The sequence below is a fragment of the Flavobacterium sp. 22659 genome (assembly GCF_052044235.1).
GTDB lineage: Bacteria > Bacteroidota > Bacteroidia > Flavobacteriales > Flavobacteriaceae > Flavobacterium > Flavobacterium johnsoniae.
In genome coordinates this window covers 49,912-75,754 of record NZ_JBQEMU010000014.1, presented here as the reverse complement: position 1 = coordinate 75,754, position 25,843 = coordinate 49,912, and the positions used below count along the sequence as shown (strand labels likewise).

General features: G+C 31.3%; 13 protein-coding genes and 1 tRNA gene. 9 read left to right on the top strand and 5 right to left on the bottom strand.

Annotated features, from left to right (window positions below; genetic code table 11):
• Positions 1-23 precede the first annotated feature (23 nt).
• From ACTJIW_RS14815 to ACTJIW_RS14775, 9 genes are all read left to right on the top strand, one after another.
• On the top strand, positions 24-1,631 hold the full coding sequence (locus ACTJIW_RS14815; RefSeq protein WP_012024166.1) for an MBL fold metallo-hydrolase: 1,608 nt from the start codon (positions 24-26) through the stop codon (positions 1,629-1,631).
• Positions 1,632-1,684: 53 nt separating this feature from the next.
• The gene (locus ACTJIW_RS14810) at positions 1,685-7,663 is read left to right on the top strand and encodes an amino acid adenylation domain-containing protein (protein WP_440714799.1); all 5,979 of its coding nucleotides are present in this window, start codon (positions 1,685-1,687) and stop codon (positions 7,661-7,663) included.
• A 168-nt stretch (positions 7,664-7,831) separates the two neighbouring features.
• Complete coding sequence (locus ACTJIW_RS14805) at positions 7,832-10,216, top strand: outer membrane beta-barrel protein (RefSeq protein WP_440714800.1); 2,385 nt, start codon at positions 7,832-7,834, stop codon at positions 10,214-10,216.
• A 12-nt stretch (positions 10,217-10,228) separates the two neighbouring features.
• Positions 10,229-10,948: a thioesterase II family protein gene (locus ACTJIW_RS14800; protein WP_440714801.1), complete on the top strand. Its 720-nt coding sequence runs from the start codon at positions 10,229-10,231 to the stop codon at positions 10,946-10,948.
• Between the two features lie 41 nt (positions 10,949-10,989).
• A complete protein-coding gene (locus ACTJIW_RS14795) occupies positions 10,990-11,349 on the top strand; it encodes a hypothetical protein (RefSeq protein ID WP_121361961.1) in 360 nt (119 codons plus the stop codon).
• 11 nt (positions 11,350-11,360) lie between these two features.
• Entirely contained in the window at positions 11,361-12,986 is a 1,626-nt protein-coding gene (locus ACTJIW_RS14790; protein ID WP_440714802.1) for a cyclic peptide export ABC transporter, read from the top strand.
• 88 nt (positions 12,987-13,074) lie between these two features.
• A complete protein-coding gene (locus ACTJIW_RS14785; RefSeq protein ID WP_440714803.1) occupies positions 13,075-17,520 on the top strand; it encodes an amino acid adenylation domain-containing protein in 4,446 nt (1,481 codons plus the stop codon).
• Positions 17,521-17,556: 36 nt separating this feature from the next.
• Positions 17,557-19,494, top strand: coding sequence for an alpha/beta fold hydrolase (locus ACTJIW_RS14780; RefSeq protein ID WP_440714804.1), 1,938 nt, complete (start codon positions 17,557-17,559; stop codon positions 19,492-19,494).
• A 61-nt stretch (positions 19,495-19,555) separates the two neighbouring features.
• On the top strand, positions 19,556-20,923 hold the full coding sequence (locus ACTJIW_RS14775) for a hypothetical protein (RefSeq protein ID WP_440714805.1): 1,368 nt from the start codon (positions 19,556-19,558) through the stop codon (positions 20,921-20,923).
• A 116-nt stretch (positions 20,924-21,039) separates the two neighbouring features.
• On the opposite strand, the gene ACTJIW_RS14770 is transcribed toward ACTJIW_RS14775, so the two are convergent.
• From ACTJIW_RS14770 to ACTJIW_RS14750, 5 genes are all read right to left on the bottom strand, one after another.
• A complete protein-coding gene (locus tag ACTJIW_RS14770; RefSeq protein WP_012024175.1) occupies positions 21,040-22,083 on the bottom strand; it encodes a serine hydrolase domain-containing protein in 1,044 nt (347 codons plus the stop codon).
• A 512-nt stretch (positions 22,084-22,595) separates the two neighbouring features.
• A tRNA-Ser gene (locus ACTJIW_RS14765) sits at positions 22,596-22,680 on the bottom strand.
• Between the two features lie 163 nt (positions 22,681-22,843).
• Positions 22,844-23,242, bottom strand: coding sequence for an acyl-CoA thioesterase (locus tag ACTJIW_RS14760; RefSeq protein WP_012024176.1), 399 nt, complete (start codon positions 23,240-23,242; stop codon positions 22,844-22,846).
• A gap of 1 nt (position 23,243) precedes the next feature.
• Positions 23,244-24,374, bottom strand: coding sequence for a 3,4-dihydroxy-2-butanone-4-phosphate synthase (ribB, locus tag ACTJIW_RS14755; protein ID WP_187775460.1), 1,131 nt, complete (start codon positions 24,372-24,374; stop codon positions 23,244-23,246).
• Positions 24,375-24,376: 2 nt separating this feature from the next.
• Entirely contained in the window at positions 24,377-25,837 is a 1,461-nt protein-coding gene (locus tag ACTJIW_RS14750) for an LptF/LptG family permease (RefSeq protein WP_012024178.1), read from the bottom strand.
• Positions 25,838-25,843: the final 6 nt, after the last annotated feature.

Here is a 25,843-nt window from a genome sequence, read left to right as displayed (position 1 = left end):
ATAAAGTAAAAAATCGTATAAAAATGGAACTAAATACAAATCAATATTATTTAAAATTAAACGTAGCAATTGAATCGTTAGTAGATAAATGGTATGCTTGGTCATACTTAATATCGCCTGCAACTGCAGCAATGAACATAAAAGACAGACATTTAAAAATCATGGAATCCTATATCAAGAATCCTAGTGTACATGCTGCTGCTGTTGAAAATCCTAAAATGTTAGGCGGACCATTTATTGATTATAAAGGAAAAAGAGTAGATGAAATTAAGTCTCTATACGATGAAACCTTAGAAAAAAGAGCTGATCTACTAGAGTTAAGAGAAGCAATTTTAGAACTAAATGAAATATTAAGAAAAGAAGCTAAAGGATATTCTTTAAACCTTTTATATGACAAAGTTCCTGAAATTTTAAAAGGTTATGTTGAGTTATATTATGACCTTAACAATAATCCAAATTTCAGATTTTTTGAAAATTTATTGTATAAAAGTAAATATTACGATGAGTCAGCACAAACGATCTCTTTACAATTAGTAGAAGCAGATGACTCCCGTTCTTTTGTTTTAAGTACGCCAAGATTAGATGACGATAATTTAGTTCACTTAGATATACCATTTAAATCAGAAGTTATAGATGAACTTTTTAAAATGAAAGAAACTCCAAATGATTACAATAAAATAAAACAACTTTTAGGAGTAAGTGATAATCAGGAAGAATTGTTTAAACAATTTTTTACAAAAGAAGCACCGCCAAAATTTACAAAATATAGTGGTTCTGGAGTTAGAACAAGATATTTTGGACATGCATGTGTTCTGGTAGAAACAAATGAGATTTCTATTCTTGTTGATCCGGTAATTAGTTATGACGGATACGAAAAAGAAGTTAACAGATATACAATCAGCGATTTACCGGATCAAATAGATTATGTATTGATAACACATAATCATCAGGATCATATATTGCTAGAGACTTTATTACAGTTAAGACATCGTATCAAACATATAATTGTTCCCAGCAGCGGAAAAGGAAACCTGCAGGATCCAAGTATTAAAATGATGTTTAATGCCATTGGTTTTAACAATGTAATCCAATTAGACGAAATGCAAAATATTGAAATGCATGGTTGTACTATAACCGGATTACCATTTTTAGGAGAACATTCGGATATCGATATTAGAAGTAAATTATGCTATCATATTGCATTGCATAATGATTTAAAAATTCTATTTACAGCAGACTCCTGCAATATTGAACCTAAAATTTATCAAAAAATCCATGAAGTTCTTGGAGATGCAGATGTTTTATTTTTAGGTATGGAATGCGATGGAGCACCTCTTTCCTGGCTTTATGGGCCATTAATGCCGGAAAAATTAGACAGGGAAAAAGATTTATCCAGAAGATTAGCAGGTTGTGACAGCAAGCAGGGAATGTCACTGGTTGATATTTTTAAACCAAGAAATGTCTTTGTTTATGCAATGGGATTAGAGCCTTGGCTGGAATTTATCAGTTCAATTAAATATACAGATGAGTCACGTCCTATTGTAGAATCTAACCAGCTTGTAGCAGAATGCATAGAAAGAGGTATAGATGCAGAAAGACTGTTTGGAGAAAAAACTATTGAGTATAAATAAAAAAGATGCTGAATGCTTTTTCTAATTAATAAATCTTAAAAATAAAATTTGTCATGAAAAATCATATAAATAATCTGCTTAACAAATTAAAGGAACACCATATTTACATAAAACTTAATGATGAGGAAAACATTGAAGTTGCTGCCGATAAAGGTAAGATTCCAGCAGAAATGATTAATGAAATTAAAGAGAACAAAGAAGAGATTATTCTTTATTTAAAATCTTTAAAAAAAGAATCACGAACCAAAATAGAAAAAGCACAGCAGTCTGATAATTATGCTGTTTCATCAGCACAAAGAAGATTGTGGATTGTTTGCCAGAACGAAGAAGCTTCTATTTCATTCAATATGCCGGCCTCTAAAATTTTAGAAGGGGTAAAAAACAAATTGTATTTATTGAAAGCAATAGATTCTGTTATTGACCGACATGAAATACTAAGAACTGTTTTTAATGAAAATGAAAATGGTGAGTTAAAGCAATACATCTTAGATCGAAATACTTTAAATTTTAAAATTGATTATAAAGATTTTAGAAACGAAACCAACATTCAGTCTGCAGTGGCAGATTATATAAAAGAAGATTCATTTAAGCCATTTGATTTAATCAACGGGCCATTACTTAGAGCATCACTTTTGCAGACAGCAGAAGAAGAATACTGTTTTTACTATAACATGCACCACATTATTAGCGACGAGTGGTCGCTGGGCATATTAGAAAAAGAAGTTCTGGCTTACTATGAATCCTATCTTACAGATACAATAGTTAATTTACCAGAATTGCAAATTCAGTATAAAGACTATTCTGTTTGGGAAGATGCTCTATTAGCGAGCGACGAAATGAAAGGGCACAAAGAATTTTGGAAAGAAAATTTAAGCGGTGATTTAGCAGCTTTAAATCTGCCTTCAAATAAAAAGAGACCAAAATTTAGAACATACAACGGCTGTCATTTTCAAACTAATATAGCTCCGGAAAGTATTAAAAATTTAAAACACATAATTCAAAAAGAAGAAGGAAGTGTGTTCATGGGATTATTATCAGTTTTAAAAATACTTTTATACAAGTACACTAATGAAAAAAATATAATTCTTGGCTTCCCAATGGCCGGAAGAGAAGATTACGAGCTTGAAAATCAAATAGGTTTTTATATTAAAACTCTGGTGCTCAAAAATCATCTTTCTCCAGAAGACAGTTTTGTCAAATTTTTTAAAGAAGTTAAGAAAAATACTTTAGCAGCCTTTAAACATCAGGATTATCCGTTTGATGAGTTAGTGAGCGATTTAAACCTAAATCATGATCCGGGAAGAACTCCTGTTTATGATATGTCATTTACGTTTCACGACAGTAGTTCAAACAATTATGCAGAAACGCAGTATAATGTAATTAAAACTCTAGGAACAGGAAAATGTAAACATGATATCGAATTTCACTTTCAGGAAATAAATGACTACGTTTCTTTTTCAATGAATTTTAATACAGATATTTATGAACCTGAAATGATAAAACGCTTTATGGCTCATTACAGCAGCATTTTATCTCAAATTTCAAATAATCCTGAGATTCCTGTTAAAGACATCAGCTTCTTATCTGAAGAAGAAAAACAACAATTGCTGCATGAATTTAATTCTTATAAAGCCGATTATTCAATGCATAAAACAGCAGTTGAATTATTTGACAAACAGGTTAAAAACGCACCAGATAATATTGCTGTTACTTTTACTGACAAGAAACTAACTTACAAAGAACTAGATACATTATCTAATTCTCTGGCTCAAACTTTACAAAATAAGTTTAATATTAAAAAAAATGATTTTATAGGTGTACACTTAACCAAAAGTGAATTATCTATTGTTTCTATTTTAGGAATATTAAAAGCAGGAGGAGTTTATGTGCCTATTGATACAGAATTACCAAGCAATAGAAAGCTTTATATAGCTCAAGATGCAGATTTGAAATTATTAATTACCGAAACTGCTTTTATTTTTGACCTGGATTTTTACCAGGGTGATATTTTTTCGATAGATGTAGAACTGGATACAAATCCGGAAGAAAATATTTATCAGGATGTAAACCTGCTTCCGGCTGATTTGGCTTATGTAATTTATACTTCGGGATCAACAGGAAATCCAAAAGGAGTTATGATAAAACATTCTGGGTTAATAAATACGGCTGTTTCACAAATAGAACTTTTTAAACCTTATAACTGCTCAAATTGGCTGCAATACTCATCACATTCGTTTGATGCTTCGATTTATGAAATTTTTATTTCACTTCTTGGAGGACATTCTTTGTTTATTTTAAATGAAGAAACACGCAAAGATGTAAAATTGTTTGAAAGCTATGTTGTCGAAAATAATATAGATATTTCTATTCTGCCTCCGGCATTTTTTAAAATGCTTGATGTTCAATCTTTAAAAGGATTTAAAGTTTTAATAACAGGAGGAGAATCAGCAGTTTATGATAAAGTAGCAGAGTTTATACAGCACGGAAATTTCTTTAATGCATACGGCCCTACAGAAGTATGCGTTTTAGGTACAATATCTAAAATAGAAAAAGGATCTGAATTATTATCTAAAACAGTACCTATTGGTAAACCTATAGCTAATACTGAAGTTTACATTTTAGACGAATATCTTAATTTATTGCCAGAAGGAGCAATTGGAGAAATTTATATTACAGGTGCCGGATTAGCCAGAGGATATTTGAACAGACCCGAATTAACCGCTGAAAAATTTATACCTAACCCATATAAGGAAGGTGAAATTATGTACAAAACCGGTGATTTAGGAAAATGGCTGGCAGATGGAAATATAGAATATACAGGAAGAATCGACGAACAAGTAAAAATAAGAGGTTATCGAATTGAATTAGAAGAGATAGAAAAACATCTTTCTTTACAGGATGAGGTTAAGCATGCCGTTGTTGTAGTTAAAGAAAATCAAGATGATAAGTATCTGGTCGCTTATTATGTTTCTGATGTTGAATTAGATAAAAGAAAGCTGCAGGCGGCGTTAGGTAAAATATTGCCAGAATACATGATTCCGGGGTATTTTGTTCAGGTAGAATCTATTCTAATGAACACAAGCGGTAAAGTCGATAGAAAAGCACTTCCAGACGTTGTTGAAAGTGATTTAATAAAAGAAGAATACATAGCACCAAGAACATCAGAAGAAAAACTGCTTGCGGCCGCATGGTCTGAAGTTTTGAAATATGAAAAAATTGGAGTAAAGGACAGTTTTTTCAATCTTGGAGGAGATTCTATAAAATCAATCATGCTGATTTCTCGTTTAAAACAACAAGGTTATGTTATAAAAGTAGAACAAATATTAAGACAACCCGTATTAGAAGATTTAGCTAAACTGGTAGAAATAAATACTATTGCTGTTGACCAAAAAGAAGTGGCAGGCGAAGTAGAATTAACACCAATACAGTACTACTTTTTTGAGACAGAAACCATACCAAACAAAAATCATTACAATCAGTCCGTACTGTTAAAAAGTAAAGAAGAGCTGGAACCATCTGTACTAGAGCGTTCAATTGCTTCTTTAGTAAAACATCATGATGCTTTGCGAATGGTTTATAAACAAACAAATACGAGCTGGGAACAGTCTAATGAAGATGCTTTAAACGCTCATTATAAAATTAGTTTTTATGATTTAAGAGATGAATCAGATCAATTAGCAGCTTTAAACAAACTAGGAAATGAACTTCAGGCTTCATTTGATATCAGCTCAGGAGTTTTGGTTCATGTTGGACATTTTAGAATGTCAGACGGAGACAGACTGGCTTTAATAATTCATCATTTAGTTGTCGATGGCGTATCATGGCGTATTCTGTTGGAAGATTTATCAAGTCTGTATGGCTCATATCAATCAGATAACGAAGTTAAATTACCAGCAAAAACAGACTCATTTCAACGTTGGGCATCCTTGCAGAAAGATTTTGCAAAAAGCACCGAAATGCAGTCAGAGAGAATCTATTGGGAAGAAATGAGCGAAGAGTTAATTCCTTTATTGCCATCTGATTATGAACCATCTGCTAAAACCCTGAAAATTGATAAAAGAAATGTCTTTGCATTAGATAATGCTATTACAGAGAAATTACAAACTCAGGTTCATGATGTATACAATACAGAAATAAACGATATTCTATTGACTGGCTTAGGATTAGCAGTCCAGGAAGTTTTTGGAATAAGTAAAAGTGTTGTAAAAATGGAAGGCCACGGCCGTGAGGAAATCATCGAAGGAGTAGATATTGGTCGTACAGTTGGTTGGTTTACAAGTGTATATCCTTTTGTTTTAGATGTTCAGGATAAAACAAATCAAGTTACTGCAGTAAAAGAATCTCTGCGCAAAATTCCAAATAAAGGAATAGGTTACGGTATTTTACATTATTTAGATAAACCATTTAGTAATGAACTAATTCCAAGCATTCAGTTTAATTATTTAGGAGATTTTGGTGCAAATGCGGGAAAAACTGATAATAAAGTTATGTTTGAATTTTCTTCAGAAGGTATTGGTTCATCAATTGATATTCGAAACAGCGAAAGCAGTATTTTATTAGACATATCAGGAATGATGGTTGCAGGAGGTTTAAGCTTATCAATAGGATATTCAAGCGAAAGATACTCAGCACAAACTATTCAAAAACTAAGTGATTCTTATCAAAATAAATTAGAGAATTTAATCGAAACTCTGGCTTTAAAGTCAGTTGAAAAGAAACATACTGTTACTGATACAGAGAAAAAATCTGGATGGTTTTACGGTGATTTAGTTGAATTGTCTCCAAACCAAATTAGATTTTATAAATCTCAATACGCCTGTGTAACTATAAAAGAAACAATGCCTGATTTTGATAGAAATTCATTTGAAAAGAATTTTAGAGAATTTCTTTTAGGCATTCCAGCCTTGTCTATGAAACTGGAAAAAATAGACAATAAAGTTTTTCAGCGATATATCCATCCGGATGATGTAGAAATGGAAATCTTAATTCAAGATGTTTCTTTTGCTGAGCAGGAAGAGATTTTAAAAATAGAAGATAATTTTTTAGGAAGACCTTATGATCTCGAAAATGAAGCACTTATAAGATGTTTGGTTTTACAGCAGGAAGCACATACCAATGATGCCGGAATAACTTTAAAGATACATCATTCATTATTAGATCAATATTCTGTCGATAAAATCTATCAGGAGCTTTGCAGTTATTTTCAAGGAAACGGAAGACTGAATAATTACAATCATCCTTTTGATTTTATAATTAAAAAGAGAGAATTTTTATCATCTGATGAAGGTGTAAAAGAAAGAGAATACTGGAAAGAAACACTCCAAAAAGCACCATTGCATTTTAATGATTCGAAGAATAAAAAAGAATCAGTAAATATAATTCAGGAAGTAACTATTACAAGCGACAGATTCGACGGCATAAAAAAAGCGGCAAAGCAGAATAATCTTCCTATAAGTGCTTTTTTTATTGGGTTTTATGAGATGATTTTAAACGCTCTTAATATCGAAAACAAAGGATTGTACAGTTTCTTAGTTAATGGCAGGGAGCAGGAAATCCAAGGTATGGATCTAAATCAGATACTGGGAGTTACAGATAATGCTCTGCCAATTTCATATCATGGAGATCATCAAACAATGAGTCTGGAATTTATTTTAGAAACGTATATTAAATATCTTCAAAACAGAACGTATCAAAGAATTCCATACGAAACCATAAGACAAGATGTAATGGAAATCTCAGGATATGACATCGACCTGAATGTAATTGGATATTTAAATTTATTTGTTAGAGAAGGAAGTTTAAATTCTAAAAGAGAGATTAACGAAAACGGGAAAATTTATTCTGAAAAATTCCTGGACTTTTATGGAGTAAATCTGGAGTGTGAAATATTTGAAGACGGGATTTTCCTAAAACTAATATCTGCACAGAATATCTATCAGGAAAAGCAGGATGTAATTTCGTTAAATAATTTTCTACAGGACTTATACGAAGGAATTGAAATTAACCAGAATTCCGAAATCAATACTTTTTAGTACCATAAATTTTTATTGTAAGGATTACTATTCATGTTGTTTTTATCAAAAATAACAGCATGAATAGGATGCTTATGGAGTAATAATATTAATGTAAGAGCCAAAACAACAAAGCCAAAAGTTCTCTGTACAAGTAAATAGGGAGAAACTTAATTAAATAAAAAAGAAATGAAAAACACAATATTAATATTACTGATCATCATACCTTTTTTCTCTTTTTCGCAGGTAAAAATAAACGGAACTATAAAAGATGAAACAGGCTTGTTATCTAATGTAAATGTTATTTTGTCTGATGATAAAGATGTTACTGTAAAAGAAATCGTAACAGGGCAGGACGGTTCTTTTGAATTTGATGTTTCAAAAGGAATTTATAAAATAACAATTAGTTATCTGGACTATGAATCTTTTTTTCAGGAGATTTCTGCAGAAAATGATATACAGCTTGAACCAATTATCTTAAAAAGAAAAGAGAATATTTTAGAAGAAGTGGTAATTAAAAACTCGGGCAGTCTGATAAAAAGAAAGCTGGATAAAACTATTTTTTCTGTTCAGAACAGCCCAATAGCAAGTGTAGGAAACGGGTTTGATGCCTTGAAAAGAGCGCCGGGTTTAATTCTTAAAAATGATGAAATTGTTATGCTGGGAAAAAGCAGTGTTAGAATCATGATAGAAGGAAAAATGGTGCAGCTGACAGGAGAAGAATTAAAAAACTTTTTAAAAACTATTTCTGCAACAGATATTAAAGAAATTGAAGTAATCACTAATCCTTCTTCAAAATATGAAGTAGAAGGAAACAGCGGAATAGTGAATATCATTTTTAAAAGATCTAAAAAAGATTCCTGGAGTGATAATATCTCTGCAACACATATTCAGGCTAAATATGGTAAACAATCGCTTAATAATAATTTCAGCTACAGAAAAGATAAAATCAACTTGTCTTTTATTACAGGATATGATTATGGAGATACTTTTATAGACCAGCGTATGGAGATTTATTTTAAAGATTCACCTCTTAAATTAAAAACCCATCAAAAGCAAAATGAAAACAGCTTTTCGACAAGACTTTTATTTGATTATAATATGAGCAGTTATGATAAAGTTGGAATTCAATATTCTGGAGCATTTATAAAATCGAACCTGAAAGACAACATTCATACAGACATTTACAACAGCTCTAATGAAATTGATTACTACTTAAAAGCAAACGGAAATTTAGACGGAAAAAAAGACAACCATTCAGTTAATTTATTTTATGAAAGAAAACTGGATACACTAGGTAAAAAAATCATTTTTAATGTCGATTACCTTAATTACAACCGCGATGTACATAGTAATTTATTGTCGAATAAATACAACACAGATAATGAATTCATGAATGTTGACTTTGCAAACAATTCAAATGTTAATCAAAACATAGACAATTACAATGCAAAAATAGATGTAGAACATCCTTCAGCATTTGCTAATTTTCAATACGGTGCCAAAATAAGTTTTATAAAAACAAACAACGATAATATTTACTACGATCTTATTTCAGGAAGCCCGGTTTTAGATCCTGAACTTTCAGATGAGTTTAATTATAAAGAAAATATTCAGGCGGCCTATTTTACCGGAACCAAAAAAATTAATCAAAAAATAGACCTTCAAATTGGGTTAAGAGGAGAATACACGCAAACAACAGGAGAATCTGAAAAATTAGATCAGATTAATAAAAACGATTATTTTAAGCTTTTCCCAACCGTATTCTTTTCATATCAAAAAAATGAAGACAATGTTTTTAGTTTTAATTACGGACGAAGAATCCAGAGACCTAGTTATTCTTTACTAAATCCGTTGCGTTATTTTGTAAACAGCAATGTCTCATCACAGGGAAATCCAAATTTACAGCCGGCTTTTATAGATAGTTTTGAATTTTCGCATACATACAAAGAAAACCTAAACACGAAGATTTCTTTTATGTCAAAAACAAATGCTTTTGGAGTTGTGTTTAAATTAGATGAGAGTACTCAGGAACAAATAGTTACTCAGGAAAATTTTTATACAAATTATGGCTTTGCATTGACCGAAAATTATCAGCTGCCAATTTTTTCCTGGTGGAAAACAGATAACACTTTGTTCTTAAATTATTCTGTTTCTAATAAAACAAATAATGATGTAAATGCATCTTTAAAAAATGGTCTTGAATTTTATGGTTCAATTAATAACATTTTTACGTTTGATAAAGATGGAAAAATCATAGGAGAACTTAATTTTTGGTACAATTCGCCTTATAAAGATAATTTATTCGAGTATTCACAGGCATCTTCTCTGGATCTTGCATTTACTTATAAATCTATAATAAAAAACATGAATCTTTCTATGGGATTGTTTGACATTTTTAACTCCAGTGTTAGAAAAATGTCTTCAGAGATTAACGGTATAAATCAAAATTACATTTCCTATCCAAGCAATAGATATTTTAGAATTTCTTTAAACTATATGTTTGGAAATGATAAGATTAAATCTCAAAAAAGAAATTTTGGAAATGAAGAAGAAAGAAAAAGAAGTAATTAATCAGTATGTATCATGAAAAACCAGTTATTTTTTTTGCATTTCGCAGGAGGCAGTTCATTTTCGTTTGATTTTCTTAAAAACAAACTTAATAATAGTATTATGTCTATTGCTCTCGAATTACCGGGAAGAGGTAAAAGAATGGATGAAAAACTTATCAAACTAAAAGAAGAAGCAATAGATGATTACTGTCGTCAGATTATCAAATTACGAAACGGAAATCCTTTTGTAATATACGGACATAGTATGGGCGCCACATTAGGACTAAGCGTAGTGGCAAGGTTAGAAAAAATGGGACATTTTCCTGAACAATTAGTTGTTTCAGGAAATGCAGGCCCGGGAGTACGAAAGAAAAAAAACTTTATGACGTATTTATTAGGCGATTCTGAATTTAAAGAAGAATTAAGAGAGCTTGGAGGCGTTCCGGAAGAAGTCCTGAAAAATAACGAATTATACGATTTTTTTGCTCCTATAATCCGGGCTGATTTTGAATGTCTGGAAAAAGATCCCTTTTTAGAAAAAGGCATAGTAATTAATACTCCAATTTATGCCCTGATGGGAACCGAAGAAGAAACATGCAGTGAAATCGAGAATTGGAAAATATTTACAGATTCGGATTTTAGATACAATGTTTTAAAAGGAAACCACTTTTTTATATATCCCCATTCAGATCAAATAGCAATGATATTAAACAAGTCTTTTTCGGCTAAAAAAGGGGATTTATTGACAATTTAAAAATTTTAGAATATAAGGTTTAACAATTAAATTTTAAAGGGATGAATAATATAGCAAAAGAAGTTTATTGTATATCAGATGGATATGTGTATATATTGGGAATAAAAACTAAAATTCAGAACAAAAATGATCTGGAACCTATTATGATTGATGATGTTTTAATTTCAGAAAACCTTTCAATGAAATTTAGATACATATTAGGAAGCTTAAATTTTATGTTTAATGAAACATTATCGGCCAATCATAATATTGAGAAAAAACAATACATAGCAGTCAAAATTGTAAGATTACTGCTAAGGATCATCGAAATTTTTGGAAACAGCATTGAATCTTCAGAAATCGAAAAAATAATCTACCAGCTCGACGCAGAAAGGGTAGAATTAAAAATGAAATTAACGTAACCTTACTTATCATGTTAAAAATAAAAAAACGAGAAATTTTTTATCTCCTTTTATACGCTGTGCCAAACACCTTATTAACATTCTCGATTGTATATATAATCAATAATGTAATGGCAGGAAACAAAGCTTTCCTTACTGACTATATGGGAATTGTGTTTGTGTCTATTCTTGTATATACGTATTTATTAAATGTTATTTTTCAAAAAAAGCTCAATAAGTTTTCATTTAATATGCTTTATGAAAATGAAAAGAAAATTTTCAAACAAATATTAAGCGTTCCATTGCTAAAACTGGAACAATACGGATCGCAGAGATTTTATACGGTTGTCGAAGATTTAAGAACCTTTTCTTTACTGCCTTATACTGTTACACATACAATTAATTCGCTGTTAATGCTTATCCTTTGTTTAATCTATATGTTTACACTTTCGCTGGTATCTGCCTTAATAGTAGTAAGCTTGATTGTAATGGTAGGAGCCTGCTATTTTATTGTAATGAATGCAATGTCTAAAAGAGTAAATCAATTAAGAGAATACAATGATGGATATTACAAATCAGTAGATGATGTTATACGAGGTTTTAAGGAGTTGAAAATTAGTTTTTTAAGAAGAGATAACTTACTGAACAAATTTATTGTTCCAAACAGAGATGAAGCAATGAATCTTGATTTTAGTATAAATTATGTTTTTCTTTCTATTAACCTAATAAGCCAATACGGATTGTATTTTGTTGTATCTGTAATTTTATTTGTACTGCCGGCACTTGATCTCCTTTCAAGAGAAGATGTTATTTCGTATGTCGTAATTATTTTATTTATCTCTGGGCCTATAAACAATATTATCAACTTACAGCAGCTTTATACTCGATTTTTTGTTGCCAATACAAGAATCTCAAATTTTATAAAAGATTTTGAAGTTATTGAAGAAACGGCACCTAAAAATGAAACCCTGAATGATTTTGAATCCCTGAATTTTAGCGATGTTGAATTTACTTATCCAAGCAAAGATGAAGATTCATCTTTTCAGTTAGGACCAATAAGCTTAAACATTCAAAAAGGCGAAACCATCTTTATAGTGGGTGGAAATGGGTCTGGAAAAAGCACCTTTATAAACCTGCTTACTGGACTTTACAAACCTACAGAAGGAAAAATTATAATAGATGACAAAAGCGACAAGGGAGAAAATATACAAGACCTTATTGCAGCCGTATTTACAGATAATCATTTGTTTTCTAAAAATTACGACGATTATACCTTAGAGAATAATAAAGATTATGTCGAATTATTAAAAACAATGGAGATGGATAGAATCATTACAGATGATAAAGATTCGTCTATAAGAAGAAAATTCTCTAAAGGTCAAAGTAAACGAATGTCATTGATTTTTAATTTGTTAGAGAAAAAACCTGTAATGGTTTTAGACGAATGGGCTGCAGATCAGGATCCGCATTTTAGAAAATATTTCTATGAATTTCTTTTGCCAAAATTTAAAGAAGAAGGCAAAACGATTATTGCAGTTACACATGATGATGCCTATTTTCATTTGGCAGACAGAATCATAAAATTTGATTATGGCAATATTGTCAAAGAAATTAAAACTACCAGCAAAGAAGAATTGGCCGAGAATATCTGGGCCTGATAAAAACTAAAGTTTAACCGGTAATTATTCTTACAATCTTTATTCCTATAAAGATTGCAGGGAATTCTCAGCCTAATTTTTTATAAAAATGAAACTTACACTTCCTCAACAAGATGTTTATTTTGAGCAGCTTATGTATCCTGATGATCCTATTTATAACATAGGGGCAAAGATTTCCATTGATGGAGATGTTTCCTATGAAATATTAAATCAGGCATACATCGAACTAATTAACCAGCATGATTCTTACAGAAGCATTATACAAAAATCTGGAGACCAGGTAACAATTCAAACTGTTGAAAATCATGATTCGGTTTTAGAATATCTGGATTTTTCCTGTGGTGAAAATCCAGATTTAGAAGCAAACCAATTTATGCAGGAAAAATTTCAGGTATCTGTTAAATTAGATACCAAAGAATTATTGCACAAATTTATTTTGATAAAAGTAAACGAAAAGCAGCACTATTTATTTTCTGTATATCATCATATTATTACAGACGGATGGGGAACATCTCTAATGTTTCAAAGATTAGTGAAAAATTACAATGAAATTTCACTTTCAGGAAATGTAACCTCTGTTTATACTTACTCTTATCAAGATTTTATTTTAGATGATGAAGCCTATTTGTTATCTGAAGATTATGAAAATGACAAAAACTATTGGAAAAACAGATTTAAGCAGCTTCCAGAACAATTACTCGAAGTAAAAGAAAATAATGGTAAACCTAATCAAAGCAAAAGAAAAGAAATTATTATAAAACGTAACGTTTATAATCAATTAGAGCAGAGAAGCAAAGATTTAGGAGCGACAACTTTTCATGTTATTCTTGGTGTTTTATACCTCTATTTTGGAAAAAAACATCAAAATACAGATTTTACAATTGGGCTTCCAGTCCTGAACAGAGGAAAATCGATATTCAAAAAAACCGTTGGATTATTTATGGGAGTGTCCCCGTTAAGAATTCAATTTGGGTTGGAAGATAATTTTGAAGAACTTATTAAAAATATCAAACAACAGCTTCGTCAGGATTATCGTCATCAAAGATTTCCTTTAGGAAGATTAGTAAAAGAGCTGGGTTTATTTCAGGAAAATGAAAGGCTTTTTAACATTACATTGTCTTATGAAAAACAAAATTATGCAGATCACTTTGTTAATACCATTACAAAGGTAATCCCGCTTTCTCATCATTCTGAGCGAGTAGCTCTGGCAATCTATATTCGCGAGTTTGATGCATTAGAAGATGTAAAGATAGATTTTGATTACAATGTCAATTATTTTAGTCAGGAAGATATTTCCCGAGTTGGATCTCATTTTGAAACATTACTTTCTGAAATCATAAAAAGTACAGAAAAACCGCTTTCAGAATATGAATATATTACGGCAATTGAGAAAAAACAATTACTGGAAGAATTCAATGCAACAGAATTTAATTGTGATTCAGAAACAACATTGCTGGATTCTTTTAAAAAGCAGGCAGCAAAAACTCCAAATAAAATTGCATTAACAGATCAGGAAAAAACATTTACATACCAAGAGCTGGATTTGTTTTCGGATAGGATTGCATTCTTTTTGCAAAAAAAGATTAAAAAAGATGAGCCGGTACCTGTTGCAGTTCTTATGAATCGTTCTGCAGATCTTGTGGCGACTTTACTAGGTGTTTTGAAATCAGGGAATGCTTATATTCCTTTAGATCCTTCATTTCCAAAAGATCGTTTAGAATATATTATTGATCACAGCGGTGTAGAACAGGTAATTTCTACAGAAATTTTAAATCAAAGTATAGGTTTAAACAGGCAGATTATAGACATTGAATTATTGCCAGATGAGGTTTTAGATCAAAAACAAAATGCATTAAAAACTGTGCCTTCTGCAAATACGGCGTATATTATATACACTTCAGGATCAACAGGAAATCCTAAAGGAGTTGCAATTGGTCATAAAGCCCTGCTCAATTTTTTAATCAGCATACAGCAGCAGCCAAAAATTGAAGAACAAGATTATTTGTTTTCAGTAACAACACAGTCTTTTGATATTTCGATTCTTGAATTTTTTGCTCCATTAATCAGCGGTGCAGCGCTTTATATTGCAAGTAAAGAACTTTTAGACGATCCTTTTGCAGTTATAACAGCTTTAGAAGACTTAAAACCAACAATAATTCAGGCAACACCTAGTTTCTTTCAAATGTTATATAATGCCGGATGGAAAGGAAATAAATCGCTGAAAATTTTATGCGGAGGAGATTTGCTAAGCGAAACATTATCTGAAAAATTAAGACAGACCAACGGAGCATTATGGAATATGTACGGACCTACAGAAACAACAATTTGGTCCAGCTGTAAAAATATTATGCAGGCCAATGAAGCTTCAAATATTGGTAAACCTATCAATAATACCCAGCTTTATATTCTTGATTCATACATGAAGCTGCTTCCTATCGGGTCTGCTGGAGCTATTTATATTGGCGGAGATGGTCTGGCACAGGGATACTTTAAAAATGAAGAATTGACAAATGAAAAATTCGTTCAAAGTCCATTTGACCAAAATCAAAAAATATACAATACAGGGGATCTGGGACGATGGAACGAAAATGGAGAAATAGAATTCATGGGGCGCAATGATAATCAGGTAAAAATAAGAGGTTATCGAATTGAACTTGGTGAAATTGAAGCCAGATTAAATCAGATAAAAAATGTAAAAGCATCTGTTGTTGTTGCCCAAAAATCCAAAGAACAGGAATCTTTACTTATTGCTTATCTAATTTTTGAAAATGAAGAATTTAACCCTTCGTTTATTGTCAATATTTTAAGAGAAGAATTACCGGAATACATGATTCCGCATGCCATAATACAGGTAGATGAATTTCCGCTGACTCCAAATAAAAAAATAGACAGAAAAGAGCTTTCATTGCGCAAAATAACAATTCCCAAATCTGAAGTTTCAAACGAAATGCCTGTAACAGCAATTGAGAAAAGCCTTTACAAATTCTATACAGAAGTATTAGAGATAAAAGCAGAAATTAGTATTACAGATAATTTCTTTGCACTGGGAGGACATTCCTTAAATGCAGTAAAACTAATAAATCTAATTAATGAACAACTGCATTATAGAATTACCCTAAAAGATGTGTTTGATTATCCTACAGTTCAAAAACTTGCTAAATATCTTGATAATAAAGAAGTTGTAAAAGATGTAAATATCCAGACTAGTAATGAAGAGCCCTATTATGCAATAACTCCCTCTCAATACAATATTTGGCTGGCATCGCAGCAACAAGAGAAATCGACAGCTTACAACATGTCGGCAGTATTTAAAATTCAGGGAGAACTGAATAAAGCCCTATTCGATCAGATATTTCATGAAATCCAAAAGAAACATGAAGTATTGAGAACAAATTTTATTGAGATAGGAGGGATTCCGCACCAGATAATTACAAGTAAAAAAGAAGCGAATATCTTGATTAATGAATTCTTTTATGATGAAAAACACATAACTGATGCGCTGAATGAGTATATAAATACAGAATTTGATCTGGAGAAGGAACCTCTTTTTAGAGTTTCATTTTTTCACGGAAGTGACGGGCAGTCTTACCTTGTTTTTTCGACACATCATATTATAATGGATGGCTGGTCTTTGGAGATATTAATTGAAGAGTTTGTCAGCAAATACAAAGCCAGAGAAAAACAAGTTATAAAACAAGAATCAGAATTAAAATTTCAGTTTAAAGATTATGCAGTTTGGCATGAAAAAGAGCTGAAAAGTAATCACGAAAAAAACTTTGATTTCTGGAAAAACTATCTCAAAGGATATTCATGGAATAAAAATGTGCCTTTTGATTATGAAAATATCGAAGAAAAAGATTTAAAAGGCAGCCATGATTTTAGGTATGAATCAGTTGAAAATGCACAATTAAAAAGTTTTGTTCATCAGTATAATGTATCACTTCACACTTTTTTGGTTAATGCATTTAATGTCTTGATTTACAAAATGTATGAGAAAGATGATTTTTGTGTAGGAACAGTTAATTCTGGAAGAACAAATTCTGAATTGCATAATCAATTAGGAATGTATGTAAAAACATTACCATTGAGAACACAAATAAATTCAAACCAAACTGTTCTCGAAATCATGAATCAAATGCATCAAAATTTATTATTGATTGATGAACATCAGGATATACCGGCAGTTATACAGTCAAAATTAAGGTTTGATACTTTGTTAGTACTCCAAAATCCATCTTTTGATTATAATAACATTTACATAAATAAAGACCTTAATCTGCAGATAGCGCCAATAAAAGAAGCCTACAGCCGATTACCATTGTTGATCACTTTTACTGTAAACAGCAAAAATTTGACTGGAAATATAAATTACTCGGCCTCAAGTTACAGCGCTGAAACAATTGAATTAATCACATTAAAATACGAAAAAATAATAGCTGAAATTATTAAAAACCCTAACGTTCCTGTAAGCTCATTAGATATCGAATTATCTTTTGAAAAAGAAAGGAAAATTGAGATTGGTTTAAATTTCTAAACAACGATTCTAAAAACAACATTAAAAAGAAATATTATGAAATTAAAAGCGACAATTATCCTTATTCTTTTTTTAGTGGTAAATATTTTGAGCGGTTTACAAGCACAAACTGTGACCTTTGAAAAAAGCGCACCTCATTTATCTCAATTTAAAGATTCTGATTCTAAAATAGTCTGGGGATATCTTAATGTTCCTGAAACCTGGGGATCTGAAGATGGAAAGACCATAAAGATTGCTGTAACTGTTTTAAAGAAAACTTCGAACGAGAAATCTTCAAAAGCAATTGTTTTTATACAAGGAGGCCCGGGCGCATCTGGTATCTCAAATGTATGGACCTGGATGAATCATCCTCTTCGGGAAAATAATGACATTGTAGTGTTTGATGTTCGCGGTACAGGATTCTGTAAACCAAGATTATCTGAAAATCTGGGTAAAAAGTTTTTAGAAATTCTGGCAAGGAATCAAAGTGAAGAAGATGATGAAAAACAAAAGACAAATGCTGCAATGTTATGCCGACAGGATCTTGTGAATAGGGGAATAAATATCGATTCGTATAATAGTTTTTCTATTGCCAATGATCTTCATGCCTTAAAAACGGCCTTAAAATATAAAGAATGGAATGTATATGGCGTATCGTATGGAACTTACATTGCACAAGTCTATGCCAGTACTTATCCAAAAGATATACAATCATTGGTTTTAGATTCTGCTGTAAATGATATTTCAACGTATTATGTAGACAATACCTCTAATTATATGACAAGTCTGCAAAAGGTATTTGATATTTGTAAAAATGACAAAAACTACAACAAAGAATATCCTAATTTAGAAAAAGTATATTACGAAGTTATTGCCGATTTGGAGAAAAATCCTCTTACAGTAAAAGTCGACAAATCACTCGTGTCAACAGGCACATTTACTTATAATCCGGAAGATTTTAAAGTAGCAATTCAGCAGGCATTGTACAATAAACAGCTTGTAGAAGTTATTCCGGTATTAATTTATCAGTTTCATGAAAGAAAAGGAGAATCATTAGGAAATCTGGTAAGTGCTTTTTCAAATTTATTAGAAATGGATTATGGCGTTTACTATTGTGTAAGCTGTAATGAAGCACTGCCTAACAACGATTTTTCTTTATATAAAAGCGAAGCGTCAAAATTTAGAGGTTTAAGCGGGGGAATTTCTTTCTATAAATCTGATTTTAAAGTATGTGAAGCATGGAATAAAAAAAGAAATGAAAGTACAGTAAAACATTACGATCTCTCAAATCTTTCTGCAGCTAAATTTCCAGTATTGGTTTTCTCAGGTGAGTTTGATCCCATAACACCACAGGCAAATGGAAAAAAGACAGCCGAAAAATTTAAAAATGCTTATAATATTAATGCAGAAACCTATGGACATGTACCAAGCTTTACAGCAATTGGACGTGAAGTGGCAGAGAAGTTTATTAATAATCCTCAGCAAAAACCCGATTTGGATGCTTTTAAGAAAGCAAAAGAAATTAAACTTGTAACCGGAGTTATAATCAATAAAGGAGTATCAAAAGCAGGAAGCAGTATTGGACAATTTAATTTAATATTCTTATTTCCACTTATTATAGCTTTAATAATTATGCTGGTTTTTATTTTAACGTATTTCATAAAAATAATCAAAAAACGATACCCTGCAATACAGGATAAAGTGATGAGAATATGTTTAATTACTACTTCGATCATTGGATTAGCTCTTTTTGTAAATCTGATTATGGCAATAATAGAAGTATCAAAACAAAACTTTTTTATTTTGGCTTTTGGACTGCCGGAAAATTTCAATTATATATTCTCAATGGTTTTCTTGTTTTTAGGCTGTCTGATCTTAACGTTGGCATATTTTGTTTTTACGGTTAAAAAAACCAGAGAAAGAGGAATTGCCTTTTCAGTAATCTTTTCAAACATACTGCTTGCCACTTATTTATTTTATTGGGGAATCATCTAAAAAACAACCAGTAGAATCTTCAACATAATTCGATAAAAAAATAACAATAAAAGAACTTATTATGCTAGAAAATATAATAGAAGAATATACGATCCTTTCGGATAAATTTTCAAAATTCAGATACAATGATCAATTTCCTTCAAGGATTGATACTAATGATGAATCAGTTCCTGAAGTTTTCAAAAATTATGAGTATCCTGTTACATCATGGCCCATACTCATTAATAAAGAAATGACTGAACAGCTAAATGAGCTTTGTCATAGACTGCCAAAACTGCTGAATAAAATTCCGTCTCTATATTTTAATAATGACATAAAAAAAATTGCTGAATTTTATTTTGATGGGAATGAAATACTTGCCGAATTTGGAATGATGTGCCATGAAAAAAACATTGAAGTTGGCTGCAGATTAGATTTGACTTACACAGAGGATGGCTTTAAAGTTTTAGAAGCCAACATGGGATCTTCATTAGGAGGATGGCAGATACATAGCTTGGAATCTGTCATTAGAAGAAATCATCCTGAATTGTCAGATGAAGATAAGTCAGACAATTATAAGACAAGAAATACTCTTAAAATTTACATGGAATATCTTATTGAACAGATCAGAAAACAAGTAGGAAGAGACAAAAAGAAGCTCAATTTGTTTATTGATATGAGAGATATTGAAACTGTAGACCGAGAGAAAAACTTATCTTTTTTTGACAATTTCTACAGACAGGAATTAAAGAATCAAGGATTAGAAGGACAGGCATATTCGGCTAATATAAATTCGTTAGAACTTATCGATGGAGACTTATATTTTGAAGATACGGTTATTCATGGAGTTATAATTTTAGCATTAGATGTAGAAATTACTCCTGCAATTTTCAGGGCATTCATAATGGATAAAATATATTTTCCAGACCATGTAGGTTTAAGGATGCTTGGCGATAAAAGAAATTTGGCCATATTGAGAGAATTAGCTCAGTCTGGAAAATTCTCACCAAGAGACAATGAATTAATGCTTAGACATATTCCCTGGACTTCGCCAGTTGAAAACAAGACTACTATTTTTAAAGGTGTAGAATATAATCTTTCACAATTACTCAAAAAAAATAAAAGCAGATTCGTGATAAAAGCCGCAAGAGGATATCAGGGAAAAGATGTTTTTATTGGCAAATTTACCAATACGGATGAATGGGAAGAAGTGTTAGAAAAAGCTTTGGAAAATGGTGCTTTTATAGCTCAGGAGTTTAGTGATTCTGTTGACTTCGCAGCTCCCAATAGGCACAATGAATGGACTCCGCATAAACTTATTTGGGGAGCATTTGGATTTGGAGATTTTTATGGAGGCGTCTGGGTGAGAATGTCAGAAGTAAAAACAGATGTTGGTGTTATTAATTCAGCTACAGGTGCAGTAGAAGCAATTGTATTTGAGATTCTTTAATTTTTTAACTAGTCCTGAAAGTTTTGCTCATTTCAGGACTAGTTAAATATGACATAGTTAATACTATGATCTCAATGTAATTTTCGATTTTTATTTTAGAAATAATTTGACTTGTTCTATTTAATTTCAGGCAGCTTAAACTCTTTGTCGTAAATAATATTTATCAGGACTTCTATAAAAGTATTAGTGGGAATTCTTTCTCCATTTGTAGAATATGATATGGATATTTTATCTTTCTCATTATATAAAGCTATTGAATGAGAACCAAGTACATCGCCGCTATGTCCATAAAAAATATTCTCCTTAAAAGGGTACAGCGCTAAACCTCTTCCCCATTCATCTTTTCCAATGGGTTTCATGATTTCTAAAGTTTCCCTTTTCACTAATTTGTTCTGAAACAAATTATTAATTAAAATGTTCATGTCTTTAGTCGTACTTGAAATGTCTCCAACGCCTATTACATTAGAGTATTCAATATCTTTAATTTCAGTCCAGTTTTCTGTGAATTTATAGGAATTAAAAGTGTTTTTTGGATTTGATTTTACTGATGCAAAATTTTTAAGTTTTAAAGGCTTTATTATTTCCTGTTCAACAATTTTATTATAAGGTGTATTATATATTTTTTCAATTATCATTCTCAATAGGAGGTAAGCAGAATTTGAATAGACAACCTTTTCATTTGGCTGAAAACTTACACCCTGTCTTTTTATTTCGTCAAAAACTTCTTGTTCGCTTACTTTTTGGGTTACCCAGACAACACCATCTTTTATTGCAAAATTTCCCAATCCGCTTGTATGCTCTAACATGTTTTTAATTGTTATCACTTTTGAATTAGGTATCTCTGGATAAAAATCAGATAATTTAGTATCTAATTTTAATTTGTCATTTTCTATTAATTTGAAAACTAAAATCGCGGTAACCATTTTCGTTACAGAAGCAATATGATATTCCGTATTTTTGTTATAATGTACACCAATTAATTTATCTTGTCCAAAACTTCTGTTATAAACTTCTTGTGAGTTCTTATAGATTGACAAGCTGCCAATTCCGCCATTATTAGTTTCTATGTAATTAATGTATTCATCTATTTTTTTATTCATTTCTTGAGAGAATAAGCTTCCAGATAATAGCGATAAAAAAGCTAATAATTTGAATTTCATTTTTTATATTTTACAATTCTACTTATTTTGTTTGCAAAAGTTTTTTATTGGTATTTTTTGAATTCTAAAAAGAATATTCCTCAAATATAATGACATCTTCTTACAAATAAGTAAAAAACAACTATTAATAACACCAGAAAAGGAATACCACTTTAATTTTTACAAACGTGGTAATGAAAATATTTTATCTTTAAAGGAATTAAGTTCTGCTGGATCAGGAAAAAGACTTCTTGACATTGGTCATTCCACAAATATTAAATGAATTTCCAATGATTAAATTCATTTAATAATGTAACTACAGGCAGTTTGTATATCTTATTATAATTATGATACCAGATTTTTTTGATAGCTGCCAGTTCTCTAAAACTGCTTAGTTTAAAGATAAATGTACCGAATACTTAGGATACTTGCGTGTCATTCATTGGTAATTTATAGTAAAAACAGAAAAACCTTTAAATCTTAAGATCTAAAGGTTTTTGTTTTTTAAAAATTTCTTTCGAAATTTCATTAAGCGGAGAAAGAGGGATTCGAACCCCCGGACCTGTTACAGTCAACAGTTTTCAAGACTGCCGCATTCGACCGCTCTGCCATTTCTCCAGTATGTCGCTCTCATAGCCTGATTGCGGGTGCAAATATAAGACGGTTTTTCGGTTCTAAAAACTTTTTTCAGACTTTTTTTGAAACTTTTTTTGAAACTTTTTTTAAATAATTTTCAAGTATCTAGTTATCAGTATTTCCGAAGATGAGCTTTTTTAAAAAATTATTCTAAATCGTCTAAAATTGGTGTTGGTTTTTTATTTTCATCAACTGCAACAAACGAAAAAGTTCCAGAAACTACCGTTTCGCGAAGCTCAGAATACATTTGTTCCATGAAAATATCAACATGAATTTTACAACTTGTTCTTCCAACACTGTCTACTTTTGCTACTAATTCAATTAAGGTTCCTGCTGGAATTGCTTTTTTGAAGTCAATTTGACCTGTAGAAATTGTAACTACTTTTTTACGGCTGAAACGAGTAGCGCAAATAAAAGCTACTTCGTCCATTAAATGAAGCGCAGTTCCGCCAAATAAAGTATCGTAATGATTTGTTGTGCTAGGGAAAACCGCTTTAAAAATACGTGTTTCCGATTTTAAAATTCTTTCTTCTACAGTTCCCATATTAGTAAGTTACATATTCAGTGATTTCAAGGCCATATCCAATCATTCCAACACGTTTTGTCTGCTCAGTATTAGAAACTAATCTAATCTTAGAAATGTCAATATCATGAAGGATTTGAGCTCCAATTCCGTAATCTTTACTATCAATGATTACTTTTGGTGCTTTCAAAGTTCCTTGCGCCTGTAATGATTTAAGTTCAGAAATTCGGTTTAACAGATTTACGGCCGTCATATCCTGATTAATAAAGATAACAGCACCTTTGCCATTTTCATTTATTACTTTAAACATGTCATCTAACTGCTGTTCGGCATTATTCGTTAAAGTACCCAATAAATCATTATTAACCTGTGAAGAGTGAATTCTCGTTAAGATTGGTTCACCAAGATTCCAGGTTCCTTTTGTTAAAGCGATATGAATTTGTTTGTTTGTAGTCTGCTCGTATGCTCTTAGTCTAAAAGTTCCAAAACGGGTTTCGATATCAAAATCTTCTTTTTTGACAATCAAACTGTCGTGCTGCATTCTGTAGGCAACCAAATCTTCAATTGAAACTAACTTTAAATTGAATTTTTTGGCCACTTTTATTAATTCAGGTAAACGCGACATTGTACCATCTTCATTTAAGATTTCACAGATAACACCTGCAGGTTTAAATCCTGCCAGACGCGCAAAATCTATAGCAGCTTCAGTATGTCCTGTTCTTCTTAAAACGCCTCCTTGTTTGGCAATTAAAGGGAAAATATGTCCAGGACGGGCTAAATCGTGTGGTTTGGTATTTGGATCAACTAATGACTGAACAGTTTTTGAACGGTCAGCAGCAGAAATACCAGTTGTAACGCCATGTCCTTTTAAATCTACAGAAACTGTAAAAGCAGTTTCCATGTGATCTGTATTGTTGGTAACCATTGCGCGTAAATCAAGTTCCTTGCAGCGGCTTTCAGTAAGCGGTGTACAAATTAATCCGCGTCCGTGTGTAGCCATAAAATTGATCATTTCCGGTGTTACTTTTTCGGCTGCGGCCAAAAAATCACCTTCGTTTTCGCGATCCTCATCATCGACTACAATGATTACTTTACCTTGACGAATATCTTCTATAGCTTCCTCAATGGTATTCAGTTGGATTTTTGTTGACATAATTATTGTTTGTTTTGAGCTGGTTTAAACCGCTCATAAATTTTTTGAAACAGTTGTGAAATAGGAGTGGTTATTGCATCAAAATTAATTAATCCGTTATCATTTGTGGCTCGATACGTTAATAATATTGCCAATGGTGAAAGAATAAATGAAGACATCCATGAACCCATAAAAGGACTCATACCGCCTTCCTGTGATAATCTTTTTCCAAAAGTATTGATGAAATGAAAAGTAATAAAAATTAAAACCGCAAAAACGATTGGCAGACCAAGTCCTCCTTTTCGGATAATAGCGCCTAATGGGGCACCAATAAAGAACATTAAGAAACAAGCAAAAGCAATAACAAACTTTTCATACAATGCAGTTAAATGCTTGTTGATTTCACGTTGTTTGTCTTTTAAGTCTTTTTGTGTTGTTTCGATTGAGTAAATGTTGCTCGTAACATTACTGCTTGCCATTTTTAAAACATCAGATTTCTCTTTGTTTGTATATAAAGTTAAAAGATCGTTTGGGAGATTTTTTTTCTTTTTGGCTTTTTCTATCTCGCTTTGAGGAATAGATTTTCTAATTCCAACACGCTGGTTTATATTTTCAGAGAATGAAATGATTTCATTGTCAAGATTTTTGTTCAATGAATCTAATGTATAACGCAATTCGTTTACGTTCAGCATGGCATTTGTGCCCTCAATACTTTCTTTACTGTCATCGACTTTATTTAATTCAGATAAATCAATGTTGATGATGTGTTTTTTGAAAGCAGCTTTTATAAAAGGAAGTTTAGCGCGGTCCTCGTATTTTTTTGGAGTAACATCCTGATAGTAAAAACCGTTATTTAAAACAAGTTTCAAAATACTCGATTTCTCACTGCTGATTAATTCACCGTCTTTGGCCTTAATAACAGTTTTGTTTTCACCAATGTTATTTGCTTTTTCATGAATGGTAACGCCGGTTAAAATATTACCGTTTTCACCGGATTTTTTATTCACTTTAATGTTGTAAGTTCCAACATCATTAAACTGGCCTTCGGCAATTGCCATCGCAGGTTTTGCCTGAGCAATATTTTTACGGAAGTTTACAAATTTATATTCAGCATAAGGGATAACGTTATTGGCAAACCAAAACGCTACAATACTTAAAACAAATATAAAAATGATTAAAACCCGCATCGCTCTTTGAAGCGAAATTCCGGAAGATTTCATGGCTGCGAATTCATAATTTTCGGCTAAATTTCCGAAAGTCATAATCGAAGCCAAAAGAACCGAAAGCGGTAAAACCAGCGGAATAATACGAGGCATAGAAAAAAGCAGGAATTTCACGACCAGTAATAAGTCGAGATCTTTACCTGCTAGTTCTGATATAAATAGCCATACTGTTTGAAGTATGAATATGAAAAATAAGATTACAAATACCGTAGTAAATGTAAATAAGAATGTTTTTAATAAGTATTTGTCTAGAATTTTCAACCTTCT